Below are 16,086 nucleotides of genomic sequence, written 5' to 3' on the forward strand. Positions count from 1 at the left end.
AATGATAACCCTCTACCTGGCTTCCGGCTCACCGCGTCGGCGCGAGCTGTTAACGCAGCTTGGCCTGCAGTTTGAGCGCCTGATTACCGATGTTGAAGAGCAGCGTCAGCCGGGCGAAGCGGCGGAGTCTTATGTGCGGCGTCTGGCCAGCGATAAGGCGCGGGCCGGCGTGCGGATAGCACCGCAGGATCTGCCGGTGCTGGGCGCTGACACCATCGTGGTGCTGAATGGCGAAGTGCTGGAGAAACCGCGCGATGCGGCGCATGCCGCACAGATGCTGGGTAAACTGGCCGGGCAAACCCATCAGGTCATGACGGCCGTGGCGCTGGCCGATGCGCAGGGCGAGCTGGATTGCCTGGTGACCACAGACGTGACATTCCGCACTATCACGGCAGAGGAAATTTCGCACTATATCGCCAGCGGCGAGCCGATGGATAAAGCCGGCGCGTACGGAATTCAGGGCCTGGGCGGCAACTTTGTACGCCGCATCAATGGAAGTTATCACGCCGTAGTGGGATTGCCGCTGGTGGAAACCGGCGAACTGCTGAGCCATTTTCAGTCGCTGCGTGCGTTAAGGGGACAAGATGACGGCTGAACTGCTGGTAAATGTGACACCTTCTGAAACCCGTGTTGCCTATATTGACGGCGGCATTCTGCAGGAAATCCATATTGAGCGCGAAGCGCGGCGCGGTATTGTCGGCAATATCTACAAAGGGCGCGTCAGCCGGGTACTGCCGGGCATGCAGGCGGCGTTTGTCGATATCGGGATGGACAAAGCGGCCTTTCTGCACGCCTCGGATATCATGCCGCACACCGAATGCGTGGCGGGTGATGAGAAGAAGAACTTTATCGTGCGCGATATCGCCGAGCTGGTGCGTCAGGGACAGGATTTAATGGTGCAGGTGGTGAAAGATCCGCTCGGCACCAAAGGCGCCCGCCTCACCACCGATATTACGCTGCCGTCGCGCTACCTGGTCTTTATGCCGGGGGCTTCACACGTGGGCGTCTCACAGCGCATTGAAAGCGAAGCCGAACGTGAGCGGCTGAAAGCGGTGGTTGCCGCTTACTGTGACGATCTCGGCGGCTTTATTATTCGTACCGCCGCAGAAGGCATTGGCGCAGAAGAGCTGGCGCAGGACGCGGCATTTTTAAAGCGCCTGTGGACCAAAGTCAGCGAGCGTAAGAAGCGCAACCAGACGCGCTGCCTGCTGTACGGCGAGCTGGCGCTGGCGCAGCGCGTGCTGCGCGATTTCGCCGGCGCAGCGCTGGATCGCATCCGCGTCGATTCGCGCCTGACCTGCGATCTGCTGGTGGAATTTACCAGCGAATATATTCCGGAGATGGCCAGCAAGCTGGAGCTGTACAACGGCAAGCAGCCGATTTTCGATCTCTATGACGTGGAGAACGAGATTCAGCGCTCGCTCGAGCGCAAGGTGGAACTGAAATCTGGCGGTTACCTGATTATCGACCAGACCGAAGCCATGACCACGGTGGACATTAACACCGGTGCGTTTGTCGGCCACCGCAACCTCGACGAAACCATTTTTAATACTAATATCGAAGCCACGCAGGCGATTGCGCGCCAGCTGCGGCTGCGTAATCTCGGCGGCATTATCATCATCGACTTTATCGACATGAATAATGACGATCATCGCCGGCGCGTGCTGCACTCGCTGGAGAGCGCGCTGAGCAAAGATCGCGTCAAAACCAGCATCAACGGCTTCTCCGCGCTGGGGCTGGTCGAGATGACGCGCAAACGCACGCGCGAAAGCATTGAGCATGTGCTGTGTGCCGATTGCCCGGAGTGCCAGGGACGTGGTTCGCTGAAGACGGTGGAGACCGTGTGCTATGAAATCATGCGTGAAATCGTCCGTGTCCATCACGCTTACGACTCCGACAGCTTCCTGGTGTACGTGTCGCCCGCAGTGGGTGAAGCGCTGAAAAGCGATGAGTCGCACGCGCTGGCCGAAGTGGAAATTTTTGTCGGCAAGCAGGTCAAAGTACAGGTTGAACCGCTCTACACGCAGGAGCAGTTTGACGTCGTCATGATGTAAGTCGTGAGGTTGAACGCCGTAACCCAACGGAAAGCAAGGAGAGGTGTGTGAGGCGGTTGCCGGGGATTTTGTTACTGCTGCTCGCCGCAATCATCGTCATTGTGGCGCTGCTGGTCAGCGGGCTGCGCCTTGTGATGCCGCATCTCAACAGCTATCGCGGCGAGGTGCTGCATACCCTTTCGCGCGTCAGCGGCGTCACCATCGATGCCAGTGAAATTCAGGGAAAATGGGAGAATTTTGGCCCGACCCTGCAGGTACGCGATTTGCGTATCGACATGGAAAAAGATGGCGAGCTGCAGATTGGCCGCGTTACGCTGGCGCTCAATGTGTGGCAGTCGCTGCTGCACTGGCGCTGGCAGTTTCGCGATCTCACCTTCTGGCAGCTGCGGCTGGCAACCAACCGTCCGTTGCTTACCAGCGACGAGCAAAAAAACAGCTTCAAACCGGCCCAAATCAACGATCTGTTCTTACGCCAGTTTGACCATTTCGATCTGCGTGACAGCAGCATCCGTTTTCTCACGCCTTCCGGCCAGCATGCCGAACTGGCGATTCCCCGCCTTACCTGGCTGAACGAGGACAACCGCCATCGCGCCGAAGGCGAAGTGAGCCTGTCCAGCTTCACCGGCCAGCACGGCGTGGTGCAGGTACGGCTCGATCTTAACGATACTAACGGCTTACTCAACGACGGCCGCATCTGGATGCAGGCCGATGATGTGGACGTGCGCCCGTGGATTGGCCGCTGGCTGCGTGATAATACCAGCCTGCAAAGCGCGCGTTTCAGCCTGGCCGCGTGGGTCAACCTGCGCGACGGCGAAGTGTACGCGGGCGATCTGCTGCTGAGCAAAGGCGGCGCACGCTGGCGCGGCGAGCAGGGCGATCATCAGCTGCAGGTGGATGGCCTGACCGCGCATCTGGCGCGCTACCAGAATGGCTGGAGCCTGACGGTGCCGCAAACCCGGCTGATGACTGACGGCGTGGCCTGGGATGCCGGCCATATCGCCCTGCTGTGGAAGCCGGAAGATAAACAGATGATCGGCGCGAACAGTGCAGCAGAAGTGCGGGTGCGTGCCACCCGGCTCGATCTGCAGCGTCTGGCACCGCTGGTGCCGCTGTTTGCGCCGCTCTCGCCCACGCTGCTGGACAACTGGCGGGCGCTGCAGCCGCGCGGCTATATCGACGCGCTGGCGCTGGATATTCCGCTGGCGCAGCCGGAGCAGACGCGTTTGCAGGCGCGCTGGCGCGATCTGGCGTGGCAGCACTGGCAGCTTTTGCCGGGCATCAGCAATCTGAGCGGCAGCGCCAGCGGCAGTCTGAACCACGGCCAGCTGGATGTGCAGATGGGCCAGGCGGAAGTGCCGTACGGCGATATGTTCCAGGCGCCGTTACAGATTCAGCAGGTCACCGGCAGGATTGACTGGCTGCGCGATGGCAACGGCCTGACGCTGGATGGCCAGCAGCTGGACGTGCAGGCACGTTCGCTATGGGCGCGCGGCGATTTCCGCTATCAGCAAAATGTCGGTAAAGCGCCGCGCCTCGACATTCTTGCCGGGATTCGCGTCACCGACGCCGGTGATGCCTGGCGCTACTTCCCCGAGCCGCTGATGGGCCACGATCTGACGCAGTATCTCAGCGAAGCGGTCAAAGGCGGCCAGGTGGAGAATGCCACGCTGCTGTTTGCCGGGGATCCGCGTCTGTTCCCGTTTAAGCACCACGACGGCATGTTTGAAGTGGCCGTGCCGGTGCGCAATGCTACCTTCCAGTTCCAGCCGGGCTGGCCGGCGCTGCAAAACCTCGATATCGACCTCGATTTTATTAACGATGGTCTGTGGATGAAGGCGGCGCAAACCCGGCTGGGCGCGGTGGACGCGCGCAACGTCAGTGCGGTAATCCCGGATTACCTGAAAGAGAAGCTGATCATTGACGGTGATTTGAGCGGCGAAGGTAAAGATATCGCCGACTATTTCGCCCGCACGCCGCTCAAATCCACGCTGGGTGCGGCGCTGGAGCAGCTGCAGATTAGCGGCAACGTGCGTGGTTCGCTCAACCTGGATATTCCGCTGGATGGGGAACTGGTGCACGCCAGCGGTAACGTGGTGCTGAATAACAACAGCCTGCACATTAAGCCGCTTAACACCACGCTGAAAAACCTGACCGGACGTTTCCGCTACAACAACGGAAACCTGGAGAGTGAAGAGCTGCAGGCCAACTGGTTCGGTCAGCCCACCGGCGTGCGTTTCACCACCACGGAAAATCCCGATGATTTTGGCGTTAACGTCAAACTGCTGGGCGACTGGCAGCCGGCAAAACTGGCCATGCTGCCCGCCAGCGTAAGCAGTAAGCTGGGCGGCAGTCTGGCGTGGCAGGGCAATGTCGACATCACGCTGCCGCATCAGGGTGGGGCGCGCTACAAGGTTGATATCAACGGTGACGGCAAGACAGTGAGCAGTCACTTACCTCCACCACTGGATAAAGAGGCCGGTGAGGCACTGCCCATCGCCATTAATGCCAGCGGCGATTTGCACAGTTTTAACCTCAGCGGCAGCGTGCGTGAGCACCATCGCTTTAACAGCCGCTGGCTGCTGGAGCCGCAGCTGCGCGTTGATCGCGGTATCTGGCTGAATGATGCCAAAAGCACGCCGGCGCTACCGGATCGGCGTGGGATGGTGCTTAATCTGCCGGCGCTGGACGGCGAAGCCTGGCTGGGGCTGATGACCGGCACGACGGGTTCACGCAATGCGCAGGGCGAGACGGACATCGGCGGCGCACTGCTGCCGGGCGATGTGACGTTGCGCACTCCGGCCCTGACGCTCGGCGGCCAGCAGTGGCACGATGTTAATGCCACGGTGACCCAGGGCGCGGGCGGCAGTACGCAGCTGCAGCTGGAGAGCCGCGAAGCGCGCGGCAGCCTGCGAACCGCACAACACGCGCCGTGGCAAATCGACCTGAGCTATCTTTATTACAATCCGCAATGGAGTGACGACGAAGCGGGCAAGGCCTCCTCGCCGTTCAGCGGGGACAGCGGCATTGATTTCCGCAGCTGGCCAGCGCTGCAGCTCAACTGCGCTGAGTGCTGGCTGCGCGGGCAGAAGTTCGGCCACATCCAGGCCAGGCTCCAGCCGCAGGGAGAGACGTTAGCACTCACTAACGGCAGCGTCGATACCGGCAGCTCGAAGCTCAATGTCGCGGGTGAATGGGTGAACAAAGCGGGCGAGCAGCGCACCTCGTTAAAAGGCAGCCTGAGCGGCAAAAATATCAATGATGCCACCAACTGGTTTGGCATGAACACGCCGCTGCGCGATGCGCCGTTTAAAATTGATTATGACCTGCACTGGCGCTCCGCACCGTGGCAGCCTTCAGAAAAGACGCTGAGCGGCACGCTGAAAACCCACTTCGGCAAAGGGCAGATTGCGGATGTGAACACCGGTCGTGCCGGACAGTTGTTGCGGCTGGTGAGCTTCGATGCCCTGCTGCGTAAGCTGCGCTTCGATTTTAGCGATACCTTTAATGAAGGTTTCTGGTTTGATTCGATTAACGGCACGGCGTGGATTGAAAACGGCGTGATGCGCACCGATAACCTGCTGGTGGATGGCCTCGAAGCGGATATCGCCATGCAGGGCAAAATAGATCTTGTGCAGCGGCAAATCGACATGGAAGCGGTGGTGGCACCGGAGATCGGTGCCTCGGTTGGCGTGGCCACCGCGTTTGTGATTAACCCGGTGGTCGGCGCGGCGGTTTTTGCCGCCAGCAAGGTGCTGGCACCGTTGTGGAATAAGATTTCGCTGCTGCGCTATCACATCAGCGGACCGCTGGATAAGCCGGAAATCAATGAAGTGCTGCGCAAACCGCGCGAAGCCGATAAGAAGTGAATTTGACGCCGTCGGGGAATTGCCGCAGGCTATGACTATCCGAGCACATAATGAGTGAGAAACGATGACTCTGAATCTGGTAAGTGAGCAGTTACTAGCTGCGAACAGCATTAATCAGCAGGACCTTTTTTCCCTGTTAGGGCAGCTTTCAGAACGTCGTCTGGACTATGCCGATCTCTATTTTCAGTCCAGCTTCCATGAATCCTGGGTGCTGGAAGACAAAATCATTAAAGATGGCTCTTATCACATCGATCAGGGCGTGGGCGTCCGCGCGGTAAGCGGCGAGAAAACCGGTTTTGCCTATGCCGACCAAATCAGCCTCAACGCCCTGCGCCAGTCGTCCGAAGCGGCGCGCAGTATCGTGCGCGAGCAGGGCAATGGCAAAGCGCACGCGCTCTCTGCGGTGCTTAACCGTTCGCTGTACGCCCCGGTCAATCCGCTGGACAGCCTGACGCGCGAAGACAAAATCGCGCTGCTGCACCGGGTTGATAAAGTGGCACGCGCCGCCGATCCGCGCGTGCAGGAAGTGAATGCCAGCCTGAGCGGCGTCTACGAGCAGGTGCTGGTTGCCGCCACCGACGGTACGCTGGCGGCGGATATTCGTCCGCTGGTGCGCCTGTCCATTAGCGTTCAGGTGGAAGATCAGGGTAAACGTGAGCGCGGCGCCAGCGGCGGCGGTGCGCGTACCGGCTACGAATTTTTCCTTGCCGATGAGAGCGGTGATGTACGGGCCGATGTCTGGGCGCGCGAAGCGGTGCGCATGGCGCTGGTTAACCTGTCCGCCGTCGCGGCGCCAGCCGGTACGCTGCCGGTGGTGCTGGGTGCGGGCTGGCCAGGCGTGCTGCTGCACGAAGCGGTGGGCCACGGTCTGGAAGGGGATTTCAACCGCCGCGAGACTTCCGTCTTCAGCGGTAAGATGGGCCAGCTGGTGGCGTCCGAACTCTGCACCGTGGTTGACGACGGTACCCTGCAAGGGCTGCGTGGTTCGCTGGCGGTGGATGATGAAGGCGTGCCGGGACAGTACAACGTGCTGATCGAAAACGGCGTGCTGAAAGGCTACATGCAGGACAAGCTCAATGCGCGTCTGATGGGCGTGCCGCCTACCGGTAACGGGCGTCGTGAATCCTATGCGCACCTGCCGATGCCGCGCATGACCAACACCTATATGCTGGCGGGCAAATCGACGCCGCAGGAGATCATTGAGAGTGTGGAGTATGGTCTGTATGCCCCTAACTTTGGCGGCGGCCAGGTCGATATCACCTCCGGCAAGTTTGTGTTCTCGACCTCCGAGGCTTATCTGATCGAGAACGGCAAAGTCACCAAACCGGTGAAAGGCGCGACGCTGATCGGCTCCGGCATTGAGGCGATGCAGCAGATTTCCATGGTCGGTAACGATCTGGCGCTGGATAAGGGCGTCGGCGTGTGCGGTAAAGAGGGCCAGAGCGTGCCGGTCGGCGTAGGTCAGCCCACGCTGAAGCTGGATAAAATTACCGTGGGCGGAACGGCTTAAGGTTCATGCTGGTGCGCATCAGTGCGCACCCTGTCAAAACCGCGCAATGGGTTTGTACAATGCTTGTCAGTTATGAGTAAACAGCACGCACACTTTGGTAGCGGCGCAATTTATTGCGCGAAGCATGGATGGGAACGGTGCTGCTAGTAGTACGCGCGATTAATCGCGCCGCTACGAAATCTGCGGTAATTGAATTTGGTACTTAACTGATCGGCATTACGCAATTGTTTTGCCAGGTCACCTTTCAGGGTGACCTTGCATGCATAACTGCCCCGCATTTCCCGTATGCGCCCTTCAGGCCGGCCACACCAGCGCCAGACGGCGGCTAACTTTTGCGGTGCTGCTGATACTGCCTTGCCACCTGCCTGAAATACTCGGTCAGATAATTGATACACACCTGCACCTTGAGCGGCAGCTTATCCTTCTCGGTATAGACGGCATACACCGGGCGCGGCTCCGAGTGATACTGCGGGAACAAAATATCGATCTCACCGGCGTTGATCTCGTCAATCACCCACATCAGCGGCACATAGGCGATACCGCAGCCCGCTTTCAGCCAGCGAATCAGCGTCTGAGAATCATTGGTTACAAAACGTCCCTGCGGCGTCAGGCGCGTCACCAGGCCCTCCGGCGCCACCAGCTCGAAGGTGTTATCCGGACGCACGCTGTACTCCAGCCAGGAAAAGTTGTCGATTTCAGCCGGCTTTTCCGGCGTGCCGTGCTGGGCCAGGTAGCTCTTCGCCGCGCATACCACCATCGGCATGGCACCCAGCCGGCGCGAGAACAGGTTGGAATCCTGCAGCTCACCGACGCGTATCACCACATCCAGCCCGTTAGCAATCAGGTCCGGCGCCGGTATGCCGGTCATCAGGTTGACGCTCAGTCCCGGATATTCGTGCAGCATCTCGCTGGTCATGGCGGAGAGGACATTTTGCGCCATGGTGGTTGAGCAGCCGATGCGTAAAATCCCGATCGGCGTGTTGTTGAAGGCGTACAGCTGTTCGTGCACCTGCGAGGCCTCTGCCAGCATGCGGCGGCAGCCCTGATAATAAATCTTACCGGCTTCGGTCAGGCCCAGACTGCGGGTGCTGCGGTTAAGCAGTTTCACCTGCAGCTCATCTTCCAGTCTGGCAACAATCTGGCTGATTGACGAGACGCTGAGCTGCAGCTGGCGTGCGGCGGCGGTAAATGAGCCCAATTCAACCACTTTGGCGAAAATGGACATGCCTTTGAGTCGTTCCATTGTTTACTCTGGCTAAAAAGTGATTTAGCTCACAATATGTAGAAAACGTATAGTCAAGCGCGTTACTATACGCACGCTGGGTCTCTTCACCGCACCTGAACACGGCAGTGTTTACCCGATGATACGCTATGATTAGCTCAACGCGGCCTGAATGTTGTCATCAGATTATCCGTCATCCCACTATCATCAACCCGACGTGCCAGAGGGCATGAGGGCAGGTATCGGTGCAATCCGGCGAGGTCGAACTAAGGAACCGAAATGAGTGTGCTTCCGGTATTTGTCGTATTCGGGCTGTCTTTTCCGCCCATCTTCATTGAACTACTGGTTTCGCTGGCGCTGTTCTGGCTGGTGAAACGCGTGCTGACGCCCAGCGGGATTTACGATCTGGTGTGGCACCCGGCACTTTTTAACACAGCGCTGTATTGCTGTGTGTTTTACCTTGTATCCCGTCTATTCGTCTGAGGTTTTAAGTGAAAGCGCTAATAAGAAAAATCGCGCGTTACGCCATTACGCTCCTGCTGGTTATCATCGCTGTTATTATCATCTTCCGCGCCTGGGTGTTCTATACCGAGTCGCCGTGGACGCGTGACGCCAAATTCTCCGCCGACGTGGTGGCGATTTCTCCGGACGTGACCGGACTGATCACCGACGTCCCGGTACACGACAACCAGCTGGTGAAAAAAGGCGATACGCTGTTTATCGTCGACCGTCCGCGCTATCAGAAAGCGCTGGATGAGGCGCAGGCGGATGTCGAATATTACCAGGCGCTGGTCAGCGAAAAACGCCGTGAAGCGGCGCGCCGTAACCAGCTCGGTACCAGCGCGATGTCGCGTGAAGCCATTGAGCAGTCGAACAGCGACCTGCAGACCAGCGAACATCAGCTGGCCAAAGCGGTGGCGACGCGCGATCTGGCGGTGATCGACCTCGATCGCACCACCATCAAAGCGCCGTCCGACGGCTGGGTCACCAACCTCAACGTCTATCAGGGTGAATTCATCACGCGCGGCTCGGTGGCCGTGGCGCTGGTGCAGCAGCACTCGTTCTACGTGCTGGCCTACATGGAAGAGACCAAGCTGGATGGCGTGCGTCCCGGCTTCCGCGCGGAAATTACTCCGCTGGGCAGCAACACGGTGCTGCGCGGCACGGTTGACAGTATCGCGGCTGGCGTGACCAACAGCAGCAGCAGCGTCGACAGCAAAGGCATGGCCACCGTGGACTCCAACCTCGAGTGGGTGCGTCTGGCGCAGCGCGTGCCGGTGCGTATTCGCCTTGACGATCAGCCCGGCAACCGCTTCCCGGCCGGCACCACCGCTACTGTGGTGATCACCGGTGACAAAGACCGCCAGACCAAAGTGTCGCCGATGGCGCAGCTGTTCAACCGCCTGCGTGAGTTTGGTTAAGCGGGGGCGATATGATTGAGTTTTTGCGTTTCCCGGTAAAGCTGACCTTCGCGCTGGTGGCAGCGCTGATGATTGGCTTTCACTTCAATCTGGAAACGCCGCGCTGGGCGGTGATGACCGCCGGCATCGTGGCTGGCGGCACCGCCTTTGCCGCGGGCGGCGATCCCTACTCTGGCGCGCTGCGCTACCGTGGCGTTCTGCGTATTATCGGCACCTTTATCGGCTGTATCGCTGCACTCACCATCATGATTGCGACGGTGCGCGCGCCGGTGGTGATGCTGCTGCTGTGCTGCCTGTGGGCCGGCATGTGCGTCTGGCTCTCATCGCTGATTAAAGTCGAAAACTCCTACGCGCTGGGCCTCGCCGGCTACACTGCGCTGATCATCGTGGTGACCGCGGATGCCAGCGGCGGCCTGACGCTGGCGCCGCAGTTCGCCGTGGAGCGCTGCAGCGAAATTGTGCTCGGTATTCTGTGCGCCATTCTCGCCGACATGCTGTTCTCTCCGCGCTCGATCAAGAAAGTGATTGATGCGGAAGTGGATGCGCTGCTGGTAGCGCACTACCGCCTGCTGCAGCTGTGCGTGGCGCACGAGGATAAAGAGGAAGTCGACAAAGCCTGGAGCGCACTGGTGCGCCGCACGACCGCGCTCAACGGTATGCGCAGCCAGCTGCTGATGGAGTCGTCGCGCTGGAGCAACACCAGCCGCCGGCTGCAAATGCTCAACACGCTATCGCTGACGCTGATTACTCAGGCCGCTGAGACCTTCCTGATTCAGAATTCGCGCCCGGATTACATCCCGCCGCAGTATCGCCTGCTGATTGAGAAAGAGGTAACCAGCGTCAGTGACGTACATAAGCGCATGAAGCTGATGCGCCGCGTTATTGGCGTCAGCAGTAAAAGCGTGCCGTTTACCCTGGCCAGCTGGGTCGGTGCGGCGACGGAGTATCTACTGCTGATCAATGGCGTCAAAAGTAACAGCCGTATCACCACGCTGGAGGAGAGCATTCTGCAGCGTGAAGTGGTGATCCAGGCGCGCTCAGCGGAGACGCATCATGCGATGATCAATGGCGTGCGCACCTTTGTCGCTACCGCGCTCGGTTCGCTGTTCTGGCTATATACCGGCTGGACTTCCGGCAGCGGCTGCATGGTGATGCTGGCGGTGATTACCGCGCTGGCGATGCGTATGCCGAATCCGCTGATGATGGCGAAAGACTTCTTCTACGGCATGGCCTTTGCGGTGCCGCTGGGCATGCTCTACTTCATCTGGGTATTGCCGGGCACCCAGCAAAGTGCCTTGCTGTTGTGTATCGCGATTGGCGCACTCGGCTTTATCGGCGGCATCTTTGTACAGCGGCGGCAGATTGGTACGCTGGGCGCGCTGATCGGCACCATCAACGTGCTGGTGCTGGATAACCCGATGAAGTTTGAGTTCAACGTGTTTCTCGACAACGCGCTCGGCCAGTGGATTGGCAGCTTTGTAGCGATGATGGTGATTTTGCTGATTCGTGACAAATCCAAAGCCCGCACCGGACGCAAGCTGCTGAATCGCTTTATGTATGCTGCGGTGGCCGCGCTGACCACCAATCAGGCGCGCCGGCGTGAGAACCATTTACCGGCGCTTTATCAGCAGCTGTTCCTGCTGCTTAATCTGTTCCCGGGCGATATCGACAAATACCGGATTGCGCTCACGCTGATTATTGGTCATCAGCGCCTGCGCAACGCAGAGGTACCGGTCAATGCCGACCTGTCGGCGTATCACCGCCAGCTGCGCGCCACCGCCGACCGCATTATTGCGGCCAGCAGCGATGATAAACGGCGCTACTACTTTGAGCGCCTGCTGCAGGAGCTGGACGTTTATCAGCAGAAGCTGCAGCACTATGCCGCCCCGGCCAGCGTGACGGAACCGGTGAAACGGCTGTCGATGATGCTGGATAAGTACCAGAACACCCTCATCCAAATCTGAAACTGGCCGCTGCCTGGCGCAGCGGCTGGCCTGATGCCACGCTGACCCTCATTGCCCGATTATTGCCATCTATACTTTCCTGACAGGATGCTTACTGACAGGAGAATAACGATGTCCACTTCCCTGCAACAACACGAACTGTTCAACACTGGCTACTTCGCTGACGGCCAGTGGCACACCGCCAGCAGCACCTTTGATGTCACCAATCCGGCCACCGGCGAGGTACTGGCGCAGGTGGCGAAAGCCGGCAAGGCTGAAACCGAACAGGCGATTGCCGCCGCACAGCGCGCTTTTCCGGCGTGGCGCGACAAAACCGTCAAACAGCGCAGCGAAATCCTTTATCGCTGGTACCAGCTGATCATTGAGCACAAAAGCTGGCTGGGCCAGCTGATGACCGCCGAGCAGGGCAAACCGCTAAAGGAAGCCGAGGGTGAAGTAGAGTACGCCGCCAGCTTTATTCAATGGTTTGCCGAGCAGGCGAAGCGCGCCAACGGCGAAATTATCCCGCCAGCCAAAGCCGGTTCGCGCATTCTGGCGACGCGCGAGCCGATTGGCGTGGTCGCGGCCATCACGCCGTGGAATTTCCCGATGGCGATGCTGACGCGCAAACTCGGACCGGCGCTGGCGGTCGGCTGCACCGGCATCATCAAGCCGGCCAATAACACCCCGCTCAGCGCCTTTGCGCTGGTGGCGCTGGCACAAAAGGCGGGCGTGCCGGACGGCGTGCTGAACGCGGTAGCTGGCGACACGCACGCCATCAGCGACGCCATTATGGCTTCCCGCGCGGTGCGTAAAATCTCCTTTACCGGTTCCACCGCAGTGGGGAAAACGCTGATGCGGAACGCGGCCGAAACCATGAAGAAAGTCTCGATGGAGCTGGGCGGCAACGCGCCCTATATCGTGTTTGACGATGCCGATATCGACGCGGCGGTGCAGGGGGCTATCGCCAATAAATTCCGCAACGCCGGCCAGGTGTGCGTCAGCGTTAACCGCTTCTATATCCACAACGCAATATACGACTGCTTTGTGCATCAGTTGGCTGAGGCGGTGGGCAAACTAAAAGTGGGCAATGGCGTGGAGCCGGGCGTGGTGGTCGGGCCGCTGATTGAGCCGTCTGCGGTGGAGAAAGTGGCGGAGCATGTCAAAGATGCGCTGAGCAAAGGTGGGAAACTGCTGGTGGGCGGCGAGCGCCATCCGCTGGGCGGCAACTTCTGGCAGCCGACGGTGATTGCCGATGCGCATGAAGAGATGCAACTGGCGCAGGAAGAGACCTTCGGTCCGGTGGCTGCCTGCTTCCGCTTTGACGATGAAGCTGAGGTGATCGCGCGCGCCAACAATACCGAATACGGTCTGGCGGCTTACTTCTATACGCAGAATCTGCAGCGCGTGTTCCGCGTTTCGGCGGCGCTGGAAGCCGGCATGATTGGGATCAACGAGTGCGCGGTCTCGACCGAGCTGGCGCCGTTTGGCGGCGTGAAAGAGTCCGGACTGGGACGCGAAGGATCGGTGCTGGGCATGGAAGAGTATCTGGAAGTCAAAGCGCTGCACCTCGGCGGTCTGGCGTAGCGAGAGGATGTCACCATGAGAACCGAGCGTTTCGACTTCAATGAAATCGTCGATCAGGCTCATTTCTACCGTCAGTTTTGCGAACGTTTCGCGCTGGCGGATCGCACCATTCACGATCTGGACGATCTGTGGGAAATGATCATCGGCGAGCAGATCCCGTTGCCGCTGGAAATTGCGTTCATCAATCTGGGGAAAGGGCAGAAACGCCGCTATGGTGCGCTGATATTGCTATTCGATGAGGCAGAAGAGGAGCTGGAAGGCCAGCTCCGCTTTAATGTTCAGTAGCACAACCAAAAAGGGCCCCGGCAGGCGGGGCCAAAGGGTTCGTCAGAATTGACGAGGAATTATTTGTACAGCTCTGCAGTCAGGTGATAGCTGTCACCGGTGCGCGCTTCAATCACTTTATACGCGCTGGCACCCTGCTCATCGGCTTTCTGAGAAAGCTGAGCGCGGTAATCCATAGGTGAGCCGCCTGTTCCGCTAACGGTAATAGTCTGGCCGGTAGATTGCAGATTCTGCGCGGATTCATCCGTTACCAGTTGGGCAGCCGAAGCGCCAAAAGCGAACAGAGAAAGCAGCGTAGCGGTTGCGATGGTTGTTTTGATTTTCATAATTCGTCTCCTCATTAGAATCAACAACCTGCGGCACGAAGAGGGTAAGCGGGTCGTCGATCTTCTCCCGGCGACTGCATAACGCCGGATCGATAGTTAAAGTTTATTTGTACAGTTCAGCCGTCACGTGGAAGGTGTTGTCCTGATTGTTCTCAATGATGCGGTAATGGCTGGCACCCTGAGCATCGGCTTTCTGGGACAGTTCCTGACGGATATTGGTCTGGTCGCCGTCGACGCCGCTCACGCTAATGGTCTGATTCAGCGGCTGCAGGTTTTCTGCCTGGGTGTTGGTTACCAGGGTGGCAGCACTGGCGCCAAAAGACAGAACGGAAGCCAGACTCAGTACAGCAATAGATAATTTGGTTTTCATGATTCACTCTCCTGAAATGGGGTGGGCAACCTGAGAGGCAAACGCCTCTCAAACGGGTCGCCGTTCACACTGCATCTTGTTCCGGCAAACTTATTTATAAAGTTCCGCGGTTGCGTGGTAGCTGTTGTCGTTATAAGCCTCAACAACGCGATAGGCTTTAGCACCTTGCGCTTCAGCTTTGGCGTTCAGCTGCTGATGGATATCCATCGGGGAGCCGCCAATGCCGCTGACGCTGATGGTGCCGACCGGCTGCAGGTTCGCTGCCTGTTCGGCGTTGATAGAATCTGCGGCGAAAGCACCAAATGACAGGGCAGATAGAACACTCAGGGTGGCGATAGTAGTTTTAACGTTCATGGTATTTTTCCTCGTCTTCTGTTTTTCTCTTTTTGATTTCGTGTGATTTGCATCACGAAAAGAAGTATAGAACTAATCACCCATGAAATTAATATCCCGCTAATAATGATTGGTTGTAATTCTTTATCCTTATGGCACATTTTTATAACGCAAAGTTATTAAAACCGCCTGGATCTTAACCAGGAGGGTGTATTTCCATGCAAAAACAATGATCTGCATCAAATTATCTTTTTGTGCGAAACAATGTGGTTGATCAAGCTGGCTGTGCGCTAAAAGCAAGAGATAACCGCTAAGCACTAATTGTAAAGCAGCGTAAAATAGCGCAAAGGGTTAAACAGGCGAAAAGGTCGTACCAATAATTTCGCGCATTGAGAACCCGGCGGAATATGGCTAAGCAGTTATTTTGTAAGGTGTTGGCGGTAAAACAGCGGGAGAAGCGCGGGCGGGCAGGCAAGGTTACCGGCAGGTGAACCGCCGGTAACAGACAGGGTTTTATAGTTCCTGTTCGAATAACACCAGCACGGCGTCATGCAGCTGTTTCACCGTAAAGGCGCGCGCTGGCGTAATAAAGATGGTGTCGTCACCGGCGATGGTGCCGAGAATGCCTTCGGCTTTGCCGAGGGAGTCGAGCAAGCGGGCGATCAGCTGGGCCGCGCCTGGGCTGGTATGAATCACTACCAGCGCATCGTTATAGTCGATATCCAGCACCAGATTCTTCAGCGGGCTGGTGGTGGTGGGCACGCCCAGTTCGGCAGGCAGGCAGTACACCATCTCCATTTTGGCGTTACGCGTGCGCACCGCGCCAAACTTGGTCAGCATACGAGAAACTTTTGACTGGTTGATGTTGCCGAAGCCGTCTTCCTGCAGCGCCTGGACAATTTCGCCCTGAGAGCTGAACTTTTCTTCTTTCAGTAAGGCTTTGAACGCCTTTATCAGATCGTCTTGTTTAGATGGGTTTCGCATAAGCTACCAATAAAAGAGGGTTGCAGCAGGCAACAGGCCCGGCGCAGATAAATTATTATGCATTTAGATGAATTTTTATGCAATAAGCGGATGCGTGAATTCATGGCATGCGCGTGTGGGGCGGGCATGATAACAGAGTTTTATCCTGCACCAAAATCGCGCGCTGGCGCGCAAAGCGAAGGTTG

General features: G+C 58.2%; 14 protein-coding genes. 9 read left to right on the forward strand and 5 right to left on the reverse strand.

What is annotated here, in order from left to right:
• Position 1 precedes the first annotated feature (1 nt).
• From FT726_RS13870 to tldD, 4 genes are all read left to right on the forward strand, one after another.
• A complete protein-coding gene (locus FT726_RS13870; RefSeq protein WP_346302933.1) occupies positions 2 to 595 on the forward strand; it encodes a Maf family protein in 594 nt (197 codons plus the stop codon).
• Positions 585 to 2,054 (forward strand): ribonuclease G, encoded by a 1,470-nt coding sequence (rng, locus tag FT726_RS13875; RefSeq protein ID WP_346302934.1) that lies wholly within the window; start codon positions 585 to 587, stop codon positions 2,052 to 2,054. Before FT726_RS13870 ends, rng begins: the two co-directional genes overlap by 11 nt.
• A gap of 47 nt (positions 2,055 to 2,101) precedes the next feature.
• Positions 2,102 to 5,920 (forward strand): AsmA2 domain-containing protein YhdP, encoded by a 3,819-nt coding sequence (gene yhdP, locus FT726_RS13880; protein WP_346302935.1) that lies wholly within the window; start codon positions 2,102 to 2,104, stop codon positions 5,918 to 5,920.
• Positions 5,921 to 5,984: 64 nt separating this feature from the next.
• Entirely contained in the window at positions 5,985 to 7,430 is a 1,446-nt protein-coding gene (tldD, locus tag FT726_RS13885) for a metalloprotease TldD (RefSeq protein WP_021508147.1), read from the forward strand.
• 325 nt (positions 7,431 to 7,755) lie between these two features.
• On the opposite strand, the gene aaeR is transcribed toward tldD, so the two are convergent.
• Positions 7,756 to 8,673, reverse strand: coding sequence for an HTH-type transcriptional activator AaeR (gene aaeR / locus FT726_RS13890; protein WP_058771467.1), 918 nt, complete (start codon positions 8,671 to 8,673; stop codon positions 7,756 to 7,758).
• 258 nt (positions 8,674 to 8,931) lie between these two features.
• On the opposite strand from aaeR, the gene aaeX reads away from it, so the two are divergent.
• The 5 genes from aaeX (at position 8,932) to FT726_RS13915 (ending at position 13,888) form a co-directional block, all read left to right on the forward strand.
• Complete coding sequence (gene aaeX, locus FT726_RS13895; RefSeq protein WP_021508145.1) at positions 8,932 to 9,135, forward strand: p-hydroxybenzoic acid efflux pump operon protein AaeX; 204 nt, start codon at positions 8,932 to 8,934, stop codon at positions 9,133 to 9,135.
• An 8-nt stretch (positions 9,136 to 9,143) separates the two neighbouring features.
• Positions 9,144 to 10,073 (forward strand): p-hydroxybenzoic acid efflux pump subunit AaeA, encoded by a 930-nt coding sequence (gene aaeA, locus FT726_RS13900; RefSeq protein ID WP_125310645.1) that lies wholly within the window; start codon positions 9,144 to 9,146, stop codon positions 10,071 to 10,073.
• Between the two features lie 11 nt (positions 10,074 to 10,084).
• A complete protein-coding gene (gene aaeB, locus FT726_RS13905; protein WP_021508143.1) occupies positions 10,085 to 12,037 on the forward strand; it encodes a p-hydroxybenzoic acid efflux pump subunit AaeB in 1,953 nt (650 codons plus the stop codon).
• Positions 12,038 to 12,148: 111 nt separating this feature from the next.
• Positions 12,149 to 13,603, forward strand: a complete 1,455-nt coding sequence (locus tag FT726_RS13910; protein WP_346302936.1) for an NAD-dependent succinate-semialdehyde dehydrogenase — start codon at positions 12,149 to 12,151, stop codon at positions 13,601 to 13,603.
• 15 nt (positions 13,604 to 13,618) lie between these two features.
• On the forward strand, positions 13,619 to 13,888 hold the full coding sequence (locus FT726_RS13915) for a hypothetical protein (RefSeq protein ID WP_021508141.1): 270 nt from the start codon (positions 13,619 to 13,621) through the stop codon (positions 13,886 to 13,888).
• 59 nt (positions 13,889 to 13,947) lie between these two features.
• On the opposite strand, the gene yhcN (FT726_RS13920) is transcribed toward FT726_RS13915, so the two are convergent.
• The 4 genes from yhcN (FT726_RS13920) to argR all read right to left on the reverse strand — a co-directional run bounded on the left by yhcN (FT726_RS13920) (position 13,948) and on the right by argR (position 15,901).
• Entirely contained in the window at positions 13,948 to 14,214 is a 267-nt protein-coding gene (gene yhcN, locus FT726_RS13920) for a peroxide/acid stress response protein YhcN (RefSeq protein ID WP_021508140.1), read from the reverse strand.
• A gap of 103 nt (positions 14,215 to 14,317) precedes the next feature.
• A complete protein-coding gene (locus tag FT726_RS13925) occupies positions 14,318 to 14,584 on the reverse strand; it encodes a YdgH/BhsA/McbA-like domain containing protein (protein WP_021508139.1) in 267 nt (88 codons plus the stop codon).
• A 90-nt stretch (positions 14,585 to 14,674) separates the two neighbouring features.
• Complete coding sequence (yhcN, locus tag FT726_RS13930; RefSeq protein WP_021508138.1) at positions 14,675 to 14,938, reverse strand: peroxide/acid stress response protein YhcN; 264 nt, start codon at positions 14,936 to 14,938, stop codon at positions 14,675 to 14,677.
• Positions 14,939 to 15,430: 492 nt separating this feature from the next.
• On the reverse strand, positions 15,431 to 15,901 hold the full coding sequence (gene argR / locus FT726_RS13935) for a transcriptional regulator ArgR (protein WP_058771465.1): 471 nt from the start codon (positions 15,899 to 15,901) through the stop codon (positions 15,431 to 15,433).
• Between the last annotated feature and the right edge of the window lie 185 nt (positions 15,902 to 16,086).

Source organism: Pantoea sp. Morm (assembly GCF_016643525.1).
GTDB classification, from domain to species: Bacteria; Pseudomonadota; Gammaproteobacteria; order Enterobacterales; family Enterobacteriaceae; genus Pantoea; species Pantoea dispersa.